The following is a 17,712-nucleotide window of genomic DNA, read 5'->3' on the forward strand; positions in this document are numbered from 1 at the left end:
GCGGCGGCCGGCGGCGCGGCGGCGGGCGTGGCGGGCGGTTTTGCGGCCGCCTGCTGGGCCGGCGGGGCCTTCTTGCGCGGCGGAGCCTTCTTCGGCGGCGTGGCGGCGGCCTGCTTCTTCGGCGCGGCCTCGGTCTGCGGCGCGGGAGCCTGCTCTGCGGTGGCGACCTTCTCGGCGGCGGCCTTGGCCTCGGAGAAGCGGCGGGCCAGCTTCTCGGTCAGCTCCTTGGCCTGAGCGGCCGGCATCTGGGCGACGATGGCCGAGAGCGAGCGCTCCTTCATCTTGGCCGCGATCGGGATGCGGACGTTGTCGTCCAGCGCGGCCAGGCGCGGCGCGGCGTCCTTGGCCTTCATGCCCTCAAACACCTTCACCAGCCGGTCGATCTCGGCGGCTTCCTTGGCGTTGGACTGCGTCAGCAGGCCGTTCACCTCGGCCTTCAGGCCGTTCAGCGCCTTGATCTTGGCGTCCAGCTTGGCCTCGGCCGCGGCCATCAGAGCCAGCTGCGTGTTCAGGTCGTTTTCGCGGGCGTCGAGCTGGCCGCGGCGCGCGCCCAGGCTCTGCAGCACCTGCAGCTCGGCTGGCGACAGGCCCGCCTGCTTGGCCAACTCGGCGGCGGTCGGCGCGCAGACGGCTTTCGGCGCGATCGCGGCGGCGGGCAGCGCGAGGGCGGCGTCGGTCGCCGACGCGGCGGCGTCCTTGGCGTCCTTCCCGGCCTCGGACTTATCCGCCTTGGCGGGCTTCTCGGCCTTGCCGCCCTTGGTCGCCTCCTCGGCGAACGCCTGGGCGCCGGTGAGCAGGCCTTGGAGGTCCTTCGCGCCCGTCAGGGCGTTGACGGCCAGGACGCCGCCGATGGCGACGCCGACCAGCGGCAGGATGCGGGGAACGGATTTCAACGGCGCGCTCCCGAAAAGCGATCTTGGGCGAAGCGGTCGAGCGGGGCGGGCGCGTCCTCGAACAGGTCGTCGTCGACCATCGAGGCGATGCGGCGGCCCGGCAGCGGGGCGCGGCCGACCAGCGGTTCCGGCGCGGGAGCCACACGCTCGTCGTCGATCATGCCCTCGGCCTGCAACCGCGAGCGGGCCATGGCCAGGAGCTTGCCGAGGCGGTCTTCCGTCGTGCCCTCGCGAGCAGGCGGGACGACCGACGGCATCGGGCGCGGCGCGCGCTCGGCGGCCACGGCGCGGGGCAGTTCCGGCGCCGAGCTCACCAGCTTCTCCAGCTTGGCGGCCAGGGCGCGGCCCTTCTCGATGCGGTCCGACAGGAGGTCGGTGGCCTCGTCGGTGGCGGCGCGCAGGTCGGCCAGGCCCTGTTCGGCGCGGACCGCCGCCAGGTTCAGCTCGCGCACGGCGATCTCGAAGCCCGCGTGGCTGTCCTTCAGCGCCTTCAGGCGGCGGTTCAGGCGAATGCCCACGACCATGGCGGCGACCAGCAGGCCGGCCAGCAGCAGGTTCATGCCGACGGCGATGATGCTCATGAGATCCTCTGGACGGCTTGGCGCGCGGCGGGTGAAAGCGGGGCTTCCACGCGCACGGCGATGTGGGCGTTGCGGCGGCCCATGCGGCCGCGGGTGAGTGGGATGGACCCGGCCCGCAGCTCGATCAGGCTGTCGGGCGTGGCGTTCAGCATCAGGGTGTCGCCGACCTTGAGGTCGAGCACGCGCTTCAGGCTGATCTGCTGTTCGTCGAGCACGGCGCGGACGTCCATGTTGGTCGTCCAGAGCTCGGTGGCGAGGTGGCTTTCCCAGATGTTGTCGCGGCCGAACTTCTCACCCATGAACTGCTGCAGCAGCATTTTCCGGATAGGCTCGAGCGTCGCGTAGGGCAGCAGCAGCTCGATGCGGCCGCCGCGGTCTTCCATGTCGATCCGCAGCTTCACCAGGATCGCGGCGTTGGCCGGCCGGGCGATGGCGGCGAAGCGCGGGTTGGTCTCCAGGCGGTCCAGGGTGAAGTTGACCGGGGTCAGCGGCTCGAACGCCTCCTTGGCGTCGGCCAGCACCACCTCGACCATCCGCTGCACCAGCACGCGTTCGATGGTGGTGTACGGCCGGCCCTCGATGCGCATCGCCGCGGTGCCGCGCCGGCCGCCCAGCAGCACGTCCACGATCGAGTAGATGAGGTTCGAGTCGACCGTCAGCAGGCCGTAGTTGTTCAGCTCCTCGGCGCGGAACACCGAGAGTATGGCCGGCAGCGGGATCGAGTTCAGGTAGTCGCCGAACCGGATCGAGCTGATGTTGTCGAGGCTGACCTCGACGTTGTCCGAGGTGAAGTTCCGCAGGGAGGTGGTCATCAACCGCACCAGGCGGTCGAAGACGATCTCCAGCATCGGCAGGCGCTCGTAGCTGACCAGCGCCGAATTGATGATCGCGCGGATGCCCGTGCGTTCCGAGATCTCGTCGTCCGACAGGTCGAAGCCCAGCAGGCTGTCGATCTCGTCCTGGTTCAGGATCCGCTCGGCCGAGTTGGCCTCGGCCGCCGCGGCCGCGGCCCAGTCGGTCTCGCCGCTGGCGTCCGCCTCGAAGGAGGTCGCCTCGGTCTCGGTGGTGTTTTCGGTTTCGTCGGCCATGGCTCTGGGATGCAACTCGCGCGCGGGCGCTAGTTGATCAGCATCTCCTCGATCAGGACGGCGTTGGCCTTACCCGGCGCGATCACCAGGTTCACGCGGCGCAGGATCTCCATGCGCAACTGGTAGCTGCCCTGGCTTCCGGACAGGTCCTCGGGGCGCAGCTCGCGCAGGAAGGTCTGAAACATGTCCTGCAGCCTCGGCATGTTCGGGTCGAGCTCTTCGACCATGCTCTCGTCGGGCAGTTCCAAGGTGAGCTTGAGCTTCAGGAAGGTCGGCCGGCCGTCGGCGGTCTGCATGTTCACGACCACATCGGGCATCGTGTAGAAGACCACGCCGTCAGGGCCCTCCCGGACGACCGCAGCGCCCTTCTCGCCCTCCTTGCCTTCCTTCTTCTTCTCGTCCTTCTTCTTGTCTTTCTTCTTGTCCTTGGCCTCTTTGCCGTGCTCGCCGGCGGCCGCCTCGGGCTTCGGCTTCAGGAACATGAACGCGGCCGTGCCGCCGCCGCCCAGCACCACGAGGGCGCCGACGCCGCCGATGATCAGCAGCTTGAGCGGCAGCTTCTTCTTGCCGGAGGCTTCGCCCTCGGCGCCTTCGGCGCCCTCAGGCGCTTCCGCCTCGGCCTCCTTCGGCTTTTTTTCCTTCTTCGCCACGCGCGCGCTTCCTTGGATGTCCGCGACCCAACGAATGGCGGTCTTTGGTTAAGAAGCGGTTTTTAACACCTCTTAACGGGCTCGATTCCTGCCCGGCAGTTTCGGCCGCGCGGCCGGCGTTAACTTTCTTGTTCTTTGATTTCATTGGCGTTTCAAACTGGCACGGAGGTTGCATCCCGAAGAGCCAGAAAGTCGCAGCCCGCCAAGGCCCGGATTAATGGACAACACCCTCTACGTCGGCCTGTCTCGCCAGATGGTGCTTCGTCGCGAGATGGACATCATCGCGAACAACATCGCCAACGTCGACACCACCGGCTTCAAGGTGGAGTCGCTGATGCAGAAGACCGATCCGGGCGAGCCGGCCCGGACGATCCCCGGCCCGCGCCCGGTGAAGTTCGTCGCCGCCGACGCGGTGGCCCGCGATTTCGGCCAGGGCGCGCTCAACAAGACCGGCGCCTCGCTGGACATGGCCATCGAGGGCGAGGGCCTGTTCCAGGTGCAGACCCCGAACGGCCCGCGCTTCACCCGCGACGGCCGCTTCACCACCGATCCCGCCGGCCGCCTCGTCACCCAGCAGGGCTTCCCCGTCCTGAGCGACGGCGGTGGCGAGATCGTCATCGACGCGGAGAAGGGCGAAGTTTCCATCGGCGCCGACGGCACGATGAGCCAGGGCAACGAGCTGGTCGGCAAGGTCGGCATGTTCTCGTTCGCCAACCAGTCCGCCCTGGAGAAGGCGGGCGACAACAGCTTCCGCAACAGCTCGAATCTGCAGCCGCAGCCCGCCGAGACGGCCAAGCTGCGCCAGGGCTTCCTCGAGAACTCCAACGTCAAGCCGGTCCTGGAGATCACCCGCATGGTCGAGGTGAGCCGGGCCTACGAATCCACCGCCCGCATGATCGACAACGCGGCCGACCTCTCGCGACGCTCCGTCGAGCGCCTGGGTCGCACGCAGTAGTCGCCGGGCAACTTAGAAGGATAACCAACGATGCAAGCGCTCCGCACCGCCGCCACCGGGATGGCCGCCCAGCAGCTCAACGTGGAAGTCATCTCCCACAACATCGCCAACATGAACACGGTCGGGTTCAAGCGCGAACGGGCCGAGTTCCAGGACCTGCTCTACCAGACGTTCCAGGCGGCCGGCGTCCAGTCGTCCGACCAGGGCACCATCGTCCCCACGGGCGTGCAGGTCGGCGCCGGCGTGAAGGCCAGCGCGGTCTACCGCGTCGGCACCCAGGGCACGATGACCAAGACCGACAACCAGTACGACGTGGCCATCAATGGCCGCGGCTACCTGCAGGTCCTGATGCCCTCGGGTGAGAACGCCTACACCCGCGCCGGCAATCTGGCGGTCAACGACCAGGGACAGCTCGTCACCCAGGACGGCTACCAGATCCAACCGGCCATCACGATCCCGCAGGACGCCGTCTCGGTCTCGATCTCCAAGTCAGGCCAGGTCGAGGTCCAGCAGGCGGGCCAGACCGGCACCAACGTCGTCGGCGTCATCGAGCTCGCCACCTTCGTCAACGACGGCGGCCTCGAGGCCCTGGGCGGCAACCTCCTGAAGGAAACCGCGGCGTCGGGGGCCCCCACCACCGGCACGCCCGGCTCGGTCGGCATCGGCACCCTGCAGCAGGGCTACACCGAGGCCTCCAACGTCGACGCGGTCGCCGAAATCTCGGCCCTGATCGTCGCCCAGCGCGCCTACGAGATGAACTCCAAGGTCATCTCCACGGCCGACAACATGCTCGCCACCGCCAACCAGCTGAAGTCGTAAGCCGATGAAAGCGTTCGTGTTGCTGGCGGCGCTGGCCGCCGCCTCCCCCGCCCTGGCCGCCACCCCGGTGACGCTGAAGCCCAACGCTTTCGACGCCGACGGCGTGGTCACCCTGGGCGACATCTTCAACGGCGCGGGCGCCGCAGCCGGCACACCGATCGCCGCCCGCACGGGTTCGAGCGTGATGCTGAACGCCGCCGCCGTCCGCGGCGCGGCCTACCGCGCCGGCCTCGACTGGCCGAACGCCGAGGGCCTGCGGCAGATCGTGATCAGCGGCGCGGCGTCCGGAAGCGCGACGGCCGGCCCGGCAACTGTTGCCGCCCGCGGCAATGTAGACGTGCTGACCTGGGCCCGCTCGATCAACGCCGGCGAGATCGTGCAGCCGTCCGACCTCGTCTGGGGCAAGGTCGCCGCCGCCCCCGCGGACGCGCCGGCCGACGCCGACGCCATCATCGGTCTGGCCGCCAGACGCCCCCTCCGCGCCGGCGCCGCCGTCGCCAGCCGCGACGTCTCGGCTCCGCTGGTGATCAAGGCAAACGAGATCGTAACCCTGACCTACGACAACCAGGGTGTCTCCCTCGCCCTTCAGGCCAAGGCCCTGTCCAGCGGCGCGGTGGGCGAGACCATCAACGTGCAGAACGTCACGTCGAAGAAGACCGTCCAGGCCGTGGTCACCGGACCGGGCCAGGCAGCGGTCGGACCCGCGGCGGAACAGCTGAAGCTGAACCGCTCCACACGTTACGCCTCGCGTTGAAGGAAGCTCACATGCGCCTGCGCCTCGTCGCCCTCGCCGTCCTGCTGGCCCCGCTGGCCGCCTGCTCCACCGTCTCCGAGGCGGTGAGGGGTCCGGAGCTGGCCCCCGTCGGCTACCCGGCCGCCCTGGTCCCGCGCGAACAGGCCGTCATGCCGCTGGTCTCGGCCCGCGAGCCCGGCCCGCAGCCGGCCAGCGCCAACTCGCTGTGGCGCACCGGCGCCCGCGCTTTCTTCAACGATCAGCGCGCCAGCCGCGTCGGCGACATCGTCACCGTCAACATCGACATCGACGACAGCGCCAAGACCACCAACGCCACCAACAGCTCGCGCACCTCGGGCGCCACGGCCGGCGTGCCGCACCTGCTGGGCCTGGAATCCACCCTGGGCAAGATCCTGCCCGGCGGCTTCGACCCGGCCAACGCCATCGAGACCAGCTCGACCACCTCCAACGCCGGCGCGGGCCAGGTGAACCGCTCCGAGAAGATCAGCCTGACCATCGCCGCGGTGGTCACCGGCATCCTGCCCAACGGCAACATGATGATCCAGGGGACCCAGGAGGTGCGCACCAACACCGACCTGCGCCAGCTCACGGTGGCCGGCATCGTGCGACCCGAGGACATCTCCTCGGCCAACACCATCCGCCACACCCAGATCGCGGAGGCCCGCATCAGCTACGGCGGCCGCGGCGACATCAGCCGGGTCCAGAAGACCCCGGCCGGCCAGTCGCTGCTGGAACGCTTCTCGCCGTTCTGAGCCTTGCGCCGGCTTCTGATCACCAGCTTGACCGCAGCCGTCCTCCTGGGCGGCTGCATGTCGTTTGGGCCGGCCGAACCCGCCTTCGCCTGGCGGCCCGACGACACCGACGAGGCCGCGCGCCTGGTCCTGGCCGGGCCGGCAAAGGTGACGCTCTCCTGCCAGCGCGCCTCGGGCGCCGTCGACCTCGCCCTGGTCGGCCGCCGCGCTGACGGCGCCATGATCGAGCTCCACGCCGGCGAGACCTGGAATCGCTACCTCGGCGCCGGCGTCACCACCGACGGCCCTGACGCCCCGCTCCAGATCCAGGTCCGTCTCAACGCCGCCGACCCCGTCCTCGCCCGCTTCGCCGACACCGGCGAACTCACCCTGGTCCAGGGCGAGGTGACGATCCCCACCGCGGGTTCCTTCGCCCGGGCCCACGACTTCCTCGCCCTCTGCCGCGCGCCTTAGCGCCCCTTCCCTCCCGGGACCGCCCCGTCATAATCGCCGGGAGCTGGGGAGACTTGCGATGCGTATCGTGGCGGCGGCGATCATGGCCTTGGCGATGGCGGGGGCCGGCGGGCCGGCGCACGCGGCCGACCCGCCCGCCCGGCCGGGACCGCAGGAGGCCAACGGCTACACCCGCTACGAGCTGCTGGCGCCCGGGTCCGGTCGCTTCCGCATCCTCTACGACATCACCGCGATCCGGCCCGGCGCGACGGCCTTCTTCAACCCCATCCGCAAGGGCTCCATCGCCACCGACGAGAGCGTCACCGACCGGGCGACCGGCGCGCCGCTCAAATTCCGCGTGGTCTCGGGCGAGGAGGCCAGGACCACGGGCCTGCCGGACGCCGACCCTGCCTCGGACTACATCCGGGTCGAATTGGCCCGTCCCGTTCCCGCCGGAGGCGGCGAGGCCCGCATGCTGATCGACAAGACCTATGAGGACGCGAAGAGCTATTTCGTCGAGGGCCAGGAACTGGTCTTCGACCGGCCGCTGGGCATCAAGCGCAACGCCGTCGTCCTGCCGCCGGGCTACGTGCTCGTCGCCTGCAACTACCCCTCCCAGGTGGCGCAGGAGCCCGACGGCCGCATCCGCATCAGTTTCCTGAACATCACGCCCGCGCAGGCGCCGCTGAAGCTGCGCGCCGCGCCCGGCAAGATCGGCTCGGGCCCCTCCAGCGTGGAGGCCCGCCGCCTAGCCGAGCGGGCGATCCAGACGCGCGACATCGTCTACTTTCTGCAGCCGCCCGAGACCCACGCCTTCGACCTCTACCACGACTACACCGAGACCCGCGCCGGCGTGGGGCGGTACGTCAACGTCGTGCGGCCGGGCAGCACCGCCACCAATCCCTCGGCGCAGAACCTCGACACGGGCGAGGCGATCCCCGCGCGGCGGCTCAAGGGCGCCGCCATCACCGCGGCCGGCGTCACCGACCCTGGCTTGGAGACCGTGACCGCCGAGAGCGAGGTCGTGGTGTTCGACTTCACGCCGCTGAAGGCCGGCCAGTCGATCCGCCTGCGCATGCGCGAGACCTATACTGACCCCGGCCGCTACCGCCTGGCCGGCGACGAACTGGTGTTCGACCGCACCTTCGGTCGCCCCGCCAACGCCGTGGTGCTGCCCAAGGGGTGGGCGCTCACCAACTCGACCGTACCCGCCGTCGTCACCCGCCTGGAGGACGGCCGCATCCGCCTCGACCTGCAGAACCCGCGCAACGACGAGCTGCAAGTGGTGATCACGGCGCGGCGTTTGGCCGGTTGAATTCAGGGCCTCGCAACCCTATTCCCTTCGGATGGACAATCAGGCCCCCGCTGAAACGCCCCTGATTTCCAGGGTTTGCCGCAAGACGGGCGCCGGCGGCGCCGCGCCGTTCCTACCGATGAGCCGGGCCGAGATGGACGCGCTCGGCTGGGACGCCTGCGATATCGTCCTGGTGACCGGCGACGCCTATGTCGACCATCCCAGCTTCGGCATGGCGATCATCGGACGCCTGCTGGAGGCCCAGGGCTTCCGCGTCGGCATCATTTCGCAACCGGATTGGCAGTCCGCCGAGCCTTTCAAGGCGCTGGGCAAGCCGCGCCTGTTCTTCGGCGTCACCGGCGGCAACATGGACTCCATGGTCAACCGCTACACGTCGGATCGCCGCATCCGCAGCGACGACGCCTATACGCCGGGCGGCGAAGGCGGGAAGCGGCCCGACCGCTGCACGCTCGTCTATTCGCAGCGCTGCCGCGAAGCCTACAAGGACGTCCCCATCATCCTGGGCGGCATCGAGGCGTCGCTGCGCCGGATCGCCCATTTCGACTACTGGTCCGAGAAGATCCGCCGCTCGGTGCTGGCCGACGCCAAGGCCGACCTGCTGCTCTATGGCAACGCCGAGCGCGCCGTGGTCGAGGTGGCCAACCGGATCGCCGCCGGCGAGGCGCCGCGCGACCTCGACGACGTCCGAGGCGTGGCGCTGTTCCGCAAGGTCCCCGCGCACTACACCGAGCTCCCGGCCGACGACCTCGACTCCGCCGACGAGGGCGCCGCGCGCAAGCCCGGCGATGTGGTCGTGCGCCTGCCCTCCTACGAGCAGGTCGAGCAGGACAGCGAAGCCTACGCGCGCGCCTCGCGCGTGCTGCATCGCGAGAGCAATCCCGGCAACGCGCGCCCTCTCGTCCAAAGGCATGGCGACCGCGACCTGTGGCTGAACCCGCCGCCCATCCCGCTCACCACCGAGGAGATGGACGCGGTCTACGACCTGCCCTACGCGCGGGCGCCGCACCCATCGTACGGCGACGCCAAGATCCCCGCGTGGGACATGATCCGGTTCTCTGTGACCATCATGCGCGGCTGCTTCGGCGGCTGCACCTTCTGCTCGATCACCGAGCACGAGGGCCGGATCATCCAGAGCCGCTCGGAAGCCTCGATCCTGCAGGAGATCGAGCAGATCCGCGACAAGACGCCGGGCTTCACCGGGGTGATCTCCGACATCGGCGGCCCCACCGCCAACATGTACCGGATGGCCTGCAAGGACCCGAAGATCGAGAAGGCCTGCCGCCTGCCCTCGTGCGTGTTCCCGGACATCTGCCCGAACCTCAACACCAGCCACGACGACCTCATCCGCCTCTATCGCAAGGTGCGCGAGGTGAAGGGGGTCAAGAAGGCGCTGGTGGCCTCCGGCGTGCGCTACGACCTGGCGGTGAAGAGCCCCGAATACGTCGAGGAACTGGTCACCCACCACGTCGGCGGCCTGCTCAAGATCGCGCCCGAGCACACTGAGGAAGGCCCCCTCGACAAGATGATGAAGCCGGGGATCGGGACCTACGATCGCTTTAAGGAGATGTTCGACGCCGCCGCCCAGAAGGCCGGCAAGAAGTACCACCTGATCCCGTACTTCATCGCCGCCCACCCGGGCACGACCGACGAGGACATGATGAACCTCGCGATCTGGCTGAAGAAGAACAACTTCCGCGCCGATCAGGTGCAGACCTTCCTGCCCTCGCCGATGGCCACGGCCACGGCCATGTACCACTCCGGCGTCAACCCGCTGAAGGGCGTGCGCCACGGCGCCAGCGAGAAGGTCGAGACGGTGAAGGGCCTGCGTCAGCGCCGCCTGCACAAGGCCTTCCTGCGCTACCACGACCCCGAGAACTGGCCCGTCCTGCGCGAGGCGCTGAAGGCCATGGGCCGCGCCGACCTGATCGGCCCCAGACCGGATCAGCTCATCCCGGCGCACCAGCCGGGCGGGGGCGGCAGGCCTTCCGGCACGGCGCGGCCGAAGCGCCACCCAGGGACCAAATTCACGACGAAGGGCGTGCCGCTGAGAAAGTAGGCGGCGGTGCCACGGCCGCTTTCGAGCGTGGCAGCTAGTAACTCAGGCCGAGGCGCCTATAGCGTGCGCGGGTCCCGCGCTCGATTTTCAATGCCGCGATGAGGTCCTCTTGCGCCGCTGAGCTGCCTTGCTGAGCCTTGATCCAGCCGCGAGTGAAATAGGCGTCGGCCGATGTCTTGTCGGCAGCGACCGCAGCTTCCGCGTCGGCAAGCGCGCCGGAAGCATCGCCTAGCCGCTGACGAGCCAGAGCACGTGTACTCAGCTGGTCGGCTGAGGGATCCATGCGAACCGCCCTATCGCAGTCGGCCATCCGGGCGGACACCTGATTGTCGTGAATCGCTGCGATGAAGCAGCGGACACTCCAGACGTCCGCCGATGTTGGGTCTGCGCGTTCGGCGCGGTCTAACGAGCGGTAGGCAGCGTTGTCATCCCCCATATGGCTCTGAACCAGCGCGAGCCCCACCAAAGCCGAGACATCCTTCGGCCTTTTTCGAAGGACGGCCTGGTAGTCAGCGAGCGCGGCCGGCAGATCCCCGGCGCGTCGGCGTAGGTACGCGCGCTGATGTTGCGCGTCCGGCATCCTTGGGTCCAACTCGATCGAGCGGTCCAAGTAGCGCAGCGCTTCGTCCTCGCGGTCGAGTTCGCTCAAGATGAGGGAAATGTTGAACGCAATGACCGGCGAGCGCGGGTCAAGCCGCTCGGCGAGACGATAGCTTTCAAGCGCGGCCGCGACGTCGCCCTTCAACTGCTGCGAGACACCACGCGTGACATACGGCGGTGAGAATGTCGGCTAGGCCTTGATCGCGAGGTCGGCCTCCGCGACCGCCTCGTCGTAGCGCTTCAGGTCCTGCATGATGCGCGAGCGGGTGTAGTGCCCGTCGTAAGTCAGGCCATATGGCAGCGCCTTGTCGATCTCCTCGAGCGCGATGTCGTATTGTTTGAGGCGGCGCGAGATCGAGGCCCTCACTTCGTACCCGCCTGGCTCGGTCAGCCGCAGCGCGGTCGAAGCCTGCGCAGCCTGCCAAGCGCCCTTGTAGTCGGCTGCTTCGATAAGCGCCCAGCCCAACGCGGCTTGCAGGCGCGCCGCCTCCGGCGGACTTGGCTTAGCAGCCAGCAACCGCCGACACGCCGCGACGGCTTCCTTGGCCTTGACCGGGTTTGCGTACATTGGCGTGCCGATGCGAACGAATGCGCACGTGTCGGGATCAGTGACGCGCGCTGACTGGGCCGGCCAGGCAATTGCTAGGCTCAGGAAGACACCGGCGACCGCACCCACGCCGAATCCGTTTGCCACGTTCATGCTGCTCGCCCCCACGTGCGCAACAATGCACGGTCCGCAACCGGCGTCATCTGCTGCCAATGTGATCTTCCGGGCAGCATGGTTCAGGCGGCGGTTGCGCCACCCCGCGCCGCATCACCGCCGCGAAGAACCCATCCGTGCCGTGCCGCGCGGGCGTCAGGGACAGGTAGTCCGGGTGCGCCGACTCCGTCAGCTGCGGCGCGGCTTCGCTCAGCGGGACGACGCGAAAGTCCAAATGCGTCGCAAGGAAGGCCTCCACCTGCGCCTCGTTCTCCTCGGGCAGCAGCGAGCAGGTCGCGTAGACCAGCCGCCCGCCTGGCTTCACCAGCCGCGCGGCGCTGTCGAGGATGCCGGCCTGAAGCGGCAACAGGGCCTCGAAGCCGGCGTGTTCGGCGCGCCAGCGGGCGTCGGGATTGCGCCGCCAGGTGCCGGTCCCGCTGCACGGCACGTCGACCAGCACGCGGTCGAAGCCGCCCTTGTGGCGCTTCACCCACTTGTCCCGCTCGCTGCTCAGCAGCCGGGTCTGGATGTTGTGCAGGCCCGCGCGGCGGAAGCGTTCGGCGCCGCGCTTAAGCCGGTTCTCCAGCACGTCGCAGGCGATGACGACGCCCTTGTTCGCCATCTGCGCGGCGATCGCCAGCGTCTTGCCGCCGGCGCCGGCGCAGAAGTCGACCACCCGCTCGCCGGGCCTGGCGTCGACGAGCATGGCGACCAGCTGCGAGCCCTCGTCCTGGATCTCGGCCTCGCCGGTCTTCAGCATCGGCAAGCGGGCCAGATTGGGCCGCTCGTGGACGCGGATGCCCAGGGGCGCCATGCGGCACGCCTCGGCCGGAAGTCGCAGGCTTCGCAGCGCACCCAACATGGTCTCGCGGTCGCTCCTGAGCGGATTGACGCGCAGGTCGAGCGGAGGCGGCGTCAGCATCGCGGCCATCTCGCGCTCGAAGTCGCCCCCGAACCGGCGGCGCAACACCGCCAGCGCCCATTCGGGACACTCGCTGCGCACCTCCTCGGGCATGGCGGGGTGATCGATCGAGCCGCCCTGAAGGCGTTTCAGCAGGCCGCGCTCGTCCTCGTCCAGGGCGGCCGGTGCGAACCGACCGCCGCTGAAGAGCCGTTGGATCTGTTCGCGGGTCTTCCCTTCGCCGAGCGCCAGCCACGCCAACAGCCGGTTTCGGGGAGTGTCGGGGCGACCGTGCTTCGCCAGGTGCCAGCCCAGCCGGGCGTGGTGGCGCAGCAGCGCATAGAACAGGTCGAAGATCGCCGCGCGGTCTTGCTCGCGAAGGTCACGGCGCGTCCGGAACCAGGCCGAGATCGCGGCGTCGGCCGGACGCTGGGCCCTTTCGGCCTCGTCGACCAGTTCGAGGGTGGCCTGCAGGCAGGCGGCGGTCGTCAAGCTCACCATTCGGACAGGCCTGGCGTCAGGCCCGCCGCCCCTTCGCAGACGCATTGTCGACGCCCAGGGCGCCCAGCGCCGTGCGGACAATGCCGTCGGCGTCCAGGCCGGCCAGGGCATACATGGCCTCGGGCTTGTCGTGGTCCTGGAAGATGTCGGGCAGGGTGAGCGTGCGCACCTTCAGGCCGCGGTCCAGCGCGCCTTGCTCGGCCAGGGCGTGCAGGACGAAGGCGCCGAAGCCGCCGACCGAGCCCTCCTCCACGGTGATCAGCGCCTCGTGCTCGCGGGCCAGCCGCAGCAGCAGGTCGAGGTCCAGCGGCTTGGCGAAGCGCGCGTCGGCGACGGTGGCCGAGAGGCCACGGGCGGCGAGCTGGTCGGCGGCCTTTAGGGCCTCGCCCAGCCGCGTGCCGAACGACAGGATGGCCACGGCCGTCCCCTCGCGAATGATGCGGCCCTTGCCGATCTCCAGCGGGGCGGCCAGCAGCGGGATCTGGGCTCCCACGCCCTCTCCCCGCGGATAGCGGAACGCAGAGGGGCGGTCGTCGATGGCCACGGCGGTGGCCACGGCATGGGCCAGTTCGGCCTCGTCGGACGGCGCCATCAGCACCATGCCCGGCAGGGCGCCCAGGTAGCCGATGTCGAAAGAACCGGCGTGCGTCGCCCCGTCGGCGCCGACCAGCCCCGCACGGTCGATGGCGAAGCGGACCGGCAGGCCCTGGATCGCCACGTCGTGCACTACCTGGTCGTAGCCGCGCTGCAGGAAGGTCGAATAGATCGTGCAGAACGGCTTCATGCCGTCGGCGGCCAGGCCGGCGGCGAAGGTCACCGCATGCTGCTCGGCGATGCCCACGTCGAACGTGCGCTCGGGGAATTTCTGGCCGAACAGGTCCAGGCCGGTGCCCGACGGCATGGCTGCGGTGATCGCCACGATCTTCGGGTCGCGCTCGGCGTGCTTGATCAGCTCCTGGGCGTAGACCTTGGTGTACTGCGGCGCGGCGCTGGCGCCCTTGGCCTGCTGGCCGGTGACCACGTCGAACTTGACCACGCCGTGGTACTTGTCGGCCGCGTTCTCGGCGGGGCCGTAGCCCTTGCCCTTCTGCGTGACCACGTGGACCAGGACCGGCTTGTCCTCGATCCGCCGCGCGTTCTGCAGCACGTGGACCAGGGCGTCCATGTCGTGCCCGTCGATCGGCCCGACATAGTAGAAGCCCAGCTCTTCGAAGAACGTCCCGCCCGTCACCATGCCGCGGGCGTATTCCTCGGCCTTGCGGGCGGCCTCACGCATCGGGCGCGGGAAGGCCTTGGAGACCGCCTTGCCCAGGTTGCGCAGCGACTGGTAGCCGCCGCCTGAGACCAGCCTGGCGAAATAGGCGCTCATCCCGCCCACCGGGGGCGCGATCGACATGTCGTTGTCGTTGAGGATGACGGTGAGCTGCTTGCTGGTGGCGCAGGCGTTGTTCATGGCCTCATAGGCCATGCCGGCGCTCATCGAGCCGTCGCCGATGACCGCCACCACCTTGTTGTCGCGCCCCTCGGCGTCGCGCGCCGCGGCGAAGCCCAAGGCCGCGCTGATCGAGGTGGCCGCATGGGCCGCGCCGAACGGGTCGTATTCGCTCTCCGAGCGCTTGGTGAAGCCCGAAAGGCCGCCACCCTGGCGCAGGGTGCGGATGCGGTCGCGACGGCCGGTCAGGATCTTGTGCGGATAGGCCTGGTGGCCCACGTCCCAGATCAAGATGTCCTCGGGCGTCTCGAAGACGTGGTGCAGCGCCACGGTCAGCTCGACCACGCCCAGACCGGCGCCCAGGTGCCCGCCGGTCTGCGACACCGCGTCGATCGTCTCGGCGCGCAGTTCGTCCGCCAGCTGCTTCAGCTGCGGGATCGAGAGGCTCCGGGTATCGGCGGGCGAGGAGACTGTGTCGAGCAGAGGGGTTTCAGGCGGCAACGCGGGCAGTCCTCGAACTATTGGCGGCGCTCTAGCACGAAATCGACGCTGGCCCGCAGGAATTCGGCCCGGGCGCCGAACGCATCCAGGTGGGATTTCGTCTGGGTTTTCAGCAGACCCAGGCGCTCTTTCGCCGCATCCACGCCCAGCAGGGTGACGAAGGTGGTCTTGCCGGCCTGGGCGTCCTTGCCCACCGCCTTGCCCATCTCGCCGGCGTCGCCCTCGGCGTCCAGCAGGTCGTCCACGATCTGGTAGGCCAGGCCCAGGTCGTGGGCGAAGGCCATCAGGGCGTGGCGCTCGCCGTCCTGCGCGCGGGCGATCACCAGCGGCAGCTCGAAGGCGCAGGCGATCAGCGCCCCGGTCTTCAGCCGCTGCATGCGCGCGACCCCGCCCAGGTCCTCGCGCACGCCAAGCATGTCGATCATCTGGCCGCCCACCATGCCCCGCGCGCCGGCCGCCAGCGCCAGCCGCGTCACCAGCTCGGCGCGGACGTTGCCGTCGGGATGGGTGTCGGGATGCGCCAGGATCTCGAAGGCGGCGGCCTGCAGCGCGTCGCCCGCCAGGACGGCGGTCATCTCGTCATAGGCCACGTGGACGGTCGGCTGGCCGCGCCGCATGTCGTCGTCGTCCATGCAGGGCAGGTCGTCATGCACCAGGCTGTAGGCGTGGATGCACTCCAGTGCGCAGGCCGAGCGCAGCACATACCGCTCGTCCAGGTCGAACATCCGCCCGGTCTCGAGGGCGAAGAAGGTCCGCAGCCGCTTGCCCGAGCCCAGGGCCGCGTAGCGCATCGCCTCGGTCAGCCGGCTCTCGGGCCCCTCGCCGCGCGGCAGCAGTTCGTCCAGCGCCACGGTGACGAGGTCCGCGGCCTCGGCCACGCGTCGCGCCAGCTCCATCAGCTGAACTCGGCCGGTTCCGTGGCGGGCGCGCCGCCGGCGCCCATCACGATCTTTTCCACCCGCAGCCGCGCCGCCTCCAGCCGCGTCTCGCAGTGCGCCTTCAGCGCCGCGCCGCGCTCGTACATGCGGATCGAATCCTCGAGCGGCGCCTGCCCCGACTCCAGCCGCGAGACGATCTGCTCGAGCTCCGCCAGCGCGGTCTCGAAGGTCATGGCGGCGATGTCGGCGGGTTCGGACATGGTTCGATCTTTAGTGGCGACGAACCGCGGAATCCACCCTCCCCATGACGGGGCGGGAAAACGGCCTTAGCCCCGCTCGAACCGCCGCATGGACCAGTACTTGTAGCCTTCGCTCTCCACGAGCCTCCAGCCCAGCTTCTTCAGCGACCGGCCGATCAGGTGGTTGAAGAAGCCGTGCGCCAGCACGACCACGTTCTCGCCGCCGGCCGCCAGACCGATCAGCAGGGCCGCGGCCTTGTCGGCCCGCGCCTCGGCCTCGGCGCGGCTCTCCTCGCCCGCGTGGTGGTTGAAGAACCACCACCAGACGCGCGCCACGAACCCCCAGATCCGCGGCGACAGTCGGAACCACGAGGGAAAATTGGGCGGCGGCAGCGGCGCCTCGATCAGGATCTCATGGTGCGGGAACTCGCGCTCGCCCACCATGGTCCGGGCGCTCTCGATGGCGCGCCGCCGCGTCGACGAGACCAGCGCCCCGCAGCCCTCCACGAAGTCGCGCAGGCGATCCGGCGGCGTCTGGCCGGGCAGGATGCCGCCGATCTCGTAGCTGGCCCAGAAGGTCCGGTACTCGGCCGCCGTCAGCATCACCTTGCGCGACAGCGCCGGCTCGCCGTGGCGCGCCAGGATGATGGCGCCGTGGCGCAGAGCTGCGGATTTTGAGGGCGCGGACTGGTCGCTCACGTCGCTGGCCATCGATCCCGGGAACGCACCCTACCCCTGCCCAAGGGCCCTGACGTGCGCGAGCGCCGAACGGCCCAGAGCTTCGAGGTCGTAACCGCCCTCGAGCGAGGACACAACCCGACCCTTGCTATGCAGGTTGGCCACCGAGGCGATGGCGCGGGTGGCCCAGGCGAAGTCGGCCTCCTCCAGGCTCTGGCCCGCGCCGCCGATCGGGTCGCGCCGGTGGGCGTCGAATCCGGCCGAGACCAGGATCAGGTCCGGGCCGAAGGCGTCCACCTTTTCCATCAGCCCCTCGAAGGCGCGGCGCCACACCTCCACCGGCGCCCCCTCGGGCGAGACCGCGTTGACGATATTGTCCGGCGCCGGCTGATCCGGATGTCCCGTGCCCGGCCACATCGGCCACTGTTGGATCGAGGCGAAGAAGGTGTCGGGCCGCCCGCCCAGCGCCGCCTGGGTGCCGTTGCCGTGGTGGATGTCGAAGTCCACCACCGCCACCCGGCGCAGCCCCGCCTGCTGCGCCGCCAGCGCCGCCACCGCCACGTTGGAGAAGATGCAGAAGCCCATCGGCAGGCCCGGCTCGGCGTGATGCCCCGGCGGCCGCACCGCGCAGAACGCCCGCTCGGCCTGCCCGGCCGCCACGTCGCGCACCGCCTGCACCGTAGCCCCCGCCGCCCGGCGCGCCGCCAGCAGGCTGCCGCCCGACATGTAGGTGTCGGAGTCCAGGATCCTGAGGCCGCCTTCCGCCGGGGCCGCGCGCTCGATCATCGCCACATAGCCGGCGTCGTGGGCCAACCGCAGGTCGGCCTCCGCCACCACCGGCGCCTCGTGCGGCTCCAGGTCGAGGCCGGAGTCCTCCAGCGCGTCCAGCACCGCGCGCAGCCGCTCGGGACGCTCGGGGTGGCCCTCGCCCGGATGGTGGCCGAACATGTCGCGATGGGTGTAGAGCGCGATGGTCATGGTTCATCC

The 17,712-nt window shown here is 69.7% G+C and carries 19 protein-coding genes; 7 read left to right on the plus strand and 12 right to left on the minus strand.

The annotated features are described in order from the left end of the window. From ACODSY_RS09415 to ACODSY_RS09430, 4 genes are all read right to left on the minus strand, one after another. Positions 1–893: MotE family protein (locus tag ACODSY_RS09415; RefSeq protein WP_488951463.1), on the minus strand; the 893-nt coding region annotated here is incomplete at its 3' end. Further along, positions 890–1,474: a DUF6468 domain-containing protein gene (locus tag ACODSY_RS09420; protein ID WP_488951464.1), complete on the minus strand. Its 585-nt coding sequence runs from the start codon at positions 1,472–1,474 to the stop codon at positions 890–892. The genes ACODSY_RS09420 and ACODSY_RS09415, both read right to left, overlap by 4 nt. Then, positions 1,471–2,562, minus strand: a complete 1,092-nt coding sequence (fliM, locus tag ACODSY_RS09425) for a flagellar motor switch protein FliM (protein WP_488951465.1) — start codon at positions 2,560–2,562, stop codon at positions 1,471–1,473. Before fliM ends, ACODSY_RS09420 begins: the two co-directional genes overlap by 4 nt. 29 nt (positions 2,563–2,591) lie before the next feature. After that, a complete protein-coding gene (locus tag ACODSY_RS09430; RefSeq protein WP_488951466.1) occupies positions 2,592–3,212 on the minus strand; it encodes a flagellar basal body-associated FliL family protein in 621 nt (206 codons plus the stop codon). A gap of 217 nt (positions 3,213–3,429) precedes the next feature. Here ACODSY_RS09430 and flgF point away from each other — a divergent pair, with 217 nt between their 5' ends. The 7 genes from flgF to ACODSY_RS09465 are packed head-to-tail and all read left to right on the plus strand — an operon-like array spanning position 3,430 to position 10,295. After that, positions 3,430–4,167: a flagellar basal-body rod protein FlgF gene (flgF, locus tag ACODSY_RS09435; protein ID WP_488951467.1), complete on the plus strand. Its 738-nt coding sequence runs from the start codon at positions 3,430–3,432 to the stop codon at positions 4,165–4,167. 30 nt (positions 4,168–4,197) lie between these two features. Continuing rightward, positions 4,198–4,986 carry a flagellar basal-body rod protein FlgG gene (gene flgG / locus ACODSY_RS09440; RefSeq protein WP_488951468.1) on the plus strand — a complete coding sequence of 263 codons (789 nt, stop codon included), beginning with the start codon at positions 4,198–4,200 and terminating at the stop codon, positions 4,984–4,986. A gap of 4 nt (positions 4,987–4,990) precedes the next feature. After that, positions 4,991–5,740 carry a flagellar basal body P-ring formation chaperone FlgA gene (gene flgA, locus ACODSY_RS09445; protein ID WP_488951469.1) on the plus strand — a complete coding sequence of 250 codons (750 nt, stop codon included), beginning with the start codon at positions 4,991–4,993 and terminating at the stop codon, positions 5,738–5,740. Positions 5,741–5,751: 11 nt separating this feature from the next. Next, positions 5,752–6,492, plus strand: coding sequence for a flagellar basal body L-ring protein FlgH (gene flgH / locus ACODSY_RS09450; RefSeq protein WP_488951470.1), 741 nt, complete (start codon positions 5,752–5,754; stop codon positions 6,490–6,492). Positions 6,493–6,519: 27 nt separating this feature from the next. Continuing rightward, complete coding sequence (locus tag ACODSY_RS09455; RefSeq protein WP_488951471.1) at positions 6,520–6,945, plus strand: hypothetical protein; 426 nt, start codon at positions 6,520–6,522, stop codon at positions 6,943–6,945. 58 nt (positions 6,946–7,003) lie between these two features. Further along, on the plus strand, positions 7,004–8,239 hold the full coding sequence (locus ACODSY_RS09460) for a hypothetical protein (protein ID WP_488951472.1): 1,236 nt from the start codon (positions 7,004–7,006) through the stop codon (positions 8,237–8,239). Between the two features lie 31 nt (positions 8,240–8,270). Continuing rightward, the gene (locus ACODSY_RS09465) at positions 8,271–10,295 is read left to right on the plus strand and encodes a YgiQ family radical SAM protein (protein WP_488951473.1); all 2,025 of its coding nucleotides are present in this window, start codon (positions 8,271–8,273) and stop codon (positions 10,293–10,295) included. Between the two features lie 34 nt (positions 10,296–10,329). Here the strand turns inward: ACODSY_RS09465 and ACODSY_RS09470 are convergent, their stop codons facing one another. The 8 genes from ACODSY_RS09470 to ACODSY_RS09505 form a co-directional block, all read right to left on the minus strand. Then, entirely contained in the window at positions 10,330–11,040 is a 711-nt protein-coding gene (locus tag ACODSY_RS09470) for a tetratricopeptide repeat protein (protein WP_488951474.1), read from the minus strand. Between the two features lie 45 nt (positions 11,041–11,085). Further along, positions 11,086–11,595: a hypothetical protein gene (locus ACODSY_RS09475; protein WP_488951475.1), complete on the minus strand. Its 510-nt coding sequence runs from the start codon at positions 11,593–11,595 to the stop codon at positions 11,086–11,088. Positions 11,596–11,641: 46 nt separating this feature from the next. Further along, positions 11,642–12,994, minus strand: a complete 1,353-nt coding sequence (locus ACODSY_RS09480; protein ID WP_488951476.1) for an RsmB/NOP family class I SAM-dependent RNA methyltransferase — start codon at positions 12,992–12,994, stop codon at positions 11,642–11,644. 19 nt (positions 12,995–13,013) lie between these two features. Further along, positions 13,014–14,930 carry a 1-deoxy-D-xylulose-5-phosphate synthase gene (gene dxs / locus ACODSY_RS09485; protein WP_488951477.1) on the minus strand — a complete coding sequence of 639 codons (1,917 nt, stop codon included), beginning with the start codon at positions 14,928–14,930 and terminating at the stop codon, positions 13,014–13,016. Between the two features lie 17 nt (positions 14,931–14,947). Next, a complete protein-coding gene (locus ACODSY_RS09490; protein ID WP_488951849.1) occupies positions 14,948–15,829 on the minus strand; it encodes a polyprenyl synthetase family protein in 882 nt (293 codons plus the stop codon). Further along, positions 15,826–16,068 (minus strand): exodeoxyribonuclease VII small subunit, encoded by a 243-nt coding sequence (locus ACODSY_RS09495; RefSeq protein ID WP_488951478.1) that lies wholly within the window; start codon positions 16,066–16,068, stop codon positions 15,826–15,828. Before ACODSY_RS09495 ends, ACODSY_RS09490 begins: the two co-directional genes overlap by 4 nt. A gap of 66 nt (positions 16,069–16,134) precedes the next feature. Then, a complete protein-coding gene (locus tag ACODSY_RS09500; protein WP_488951479.1) occupies positions 16,135–16,746 on the minus strand; it encodes a histidine phosphatase family protein in 612 nt (203 codons plus the stop codon). A 30-nt stretch (positions 16,747–16,776) separates the two neighbouring features. After that, complete coding sequence (locus tag ACODSY_RS09505; protein WP_488951480.1) at positions 16,777–17,703, minus strand: histone deacetylase family protein; 927 nt, start codon at positions 17,701–17,703, stop codon at positions 16,777–16,779. Between the last annotated feature and the right edge of the window lie 9 nt (positions 17,704–17,712).

It is taken from the genome of Phenylobacterium sp. FG114 (assembly GCF_057809855.1).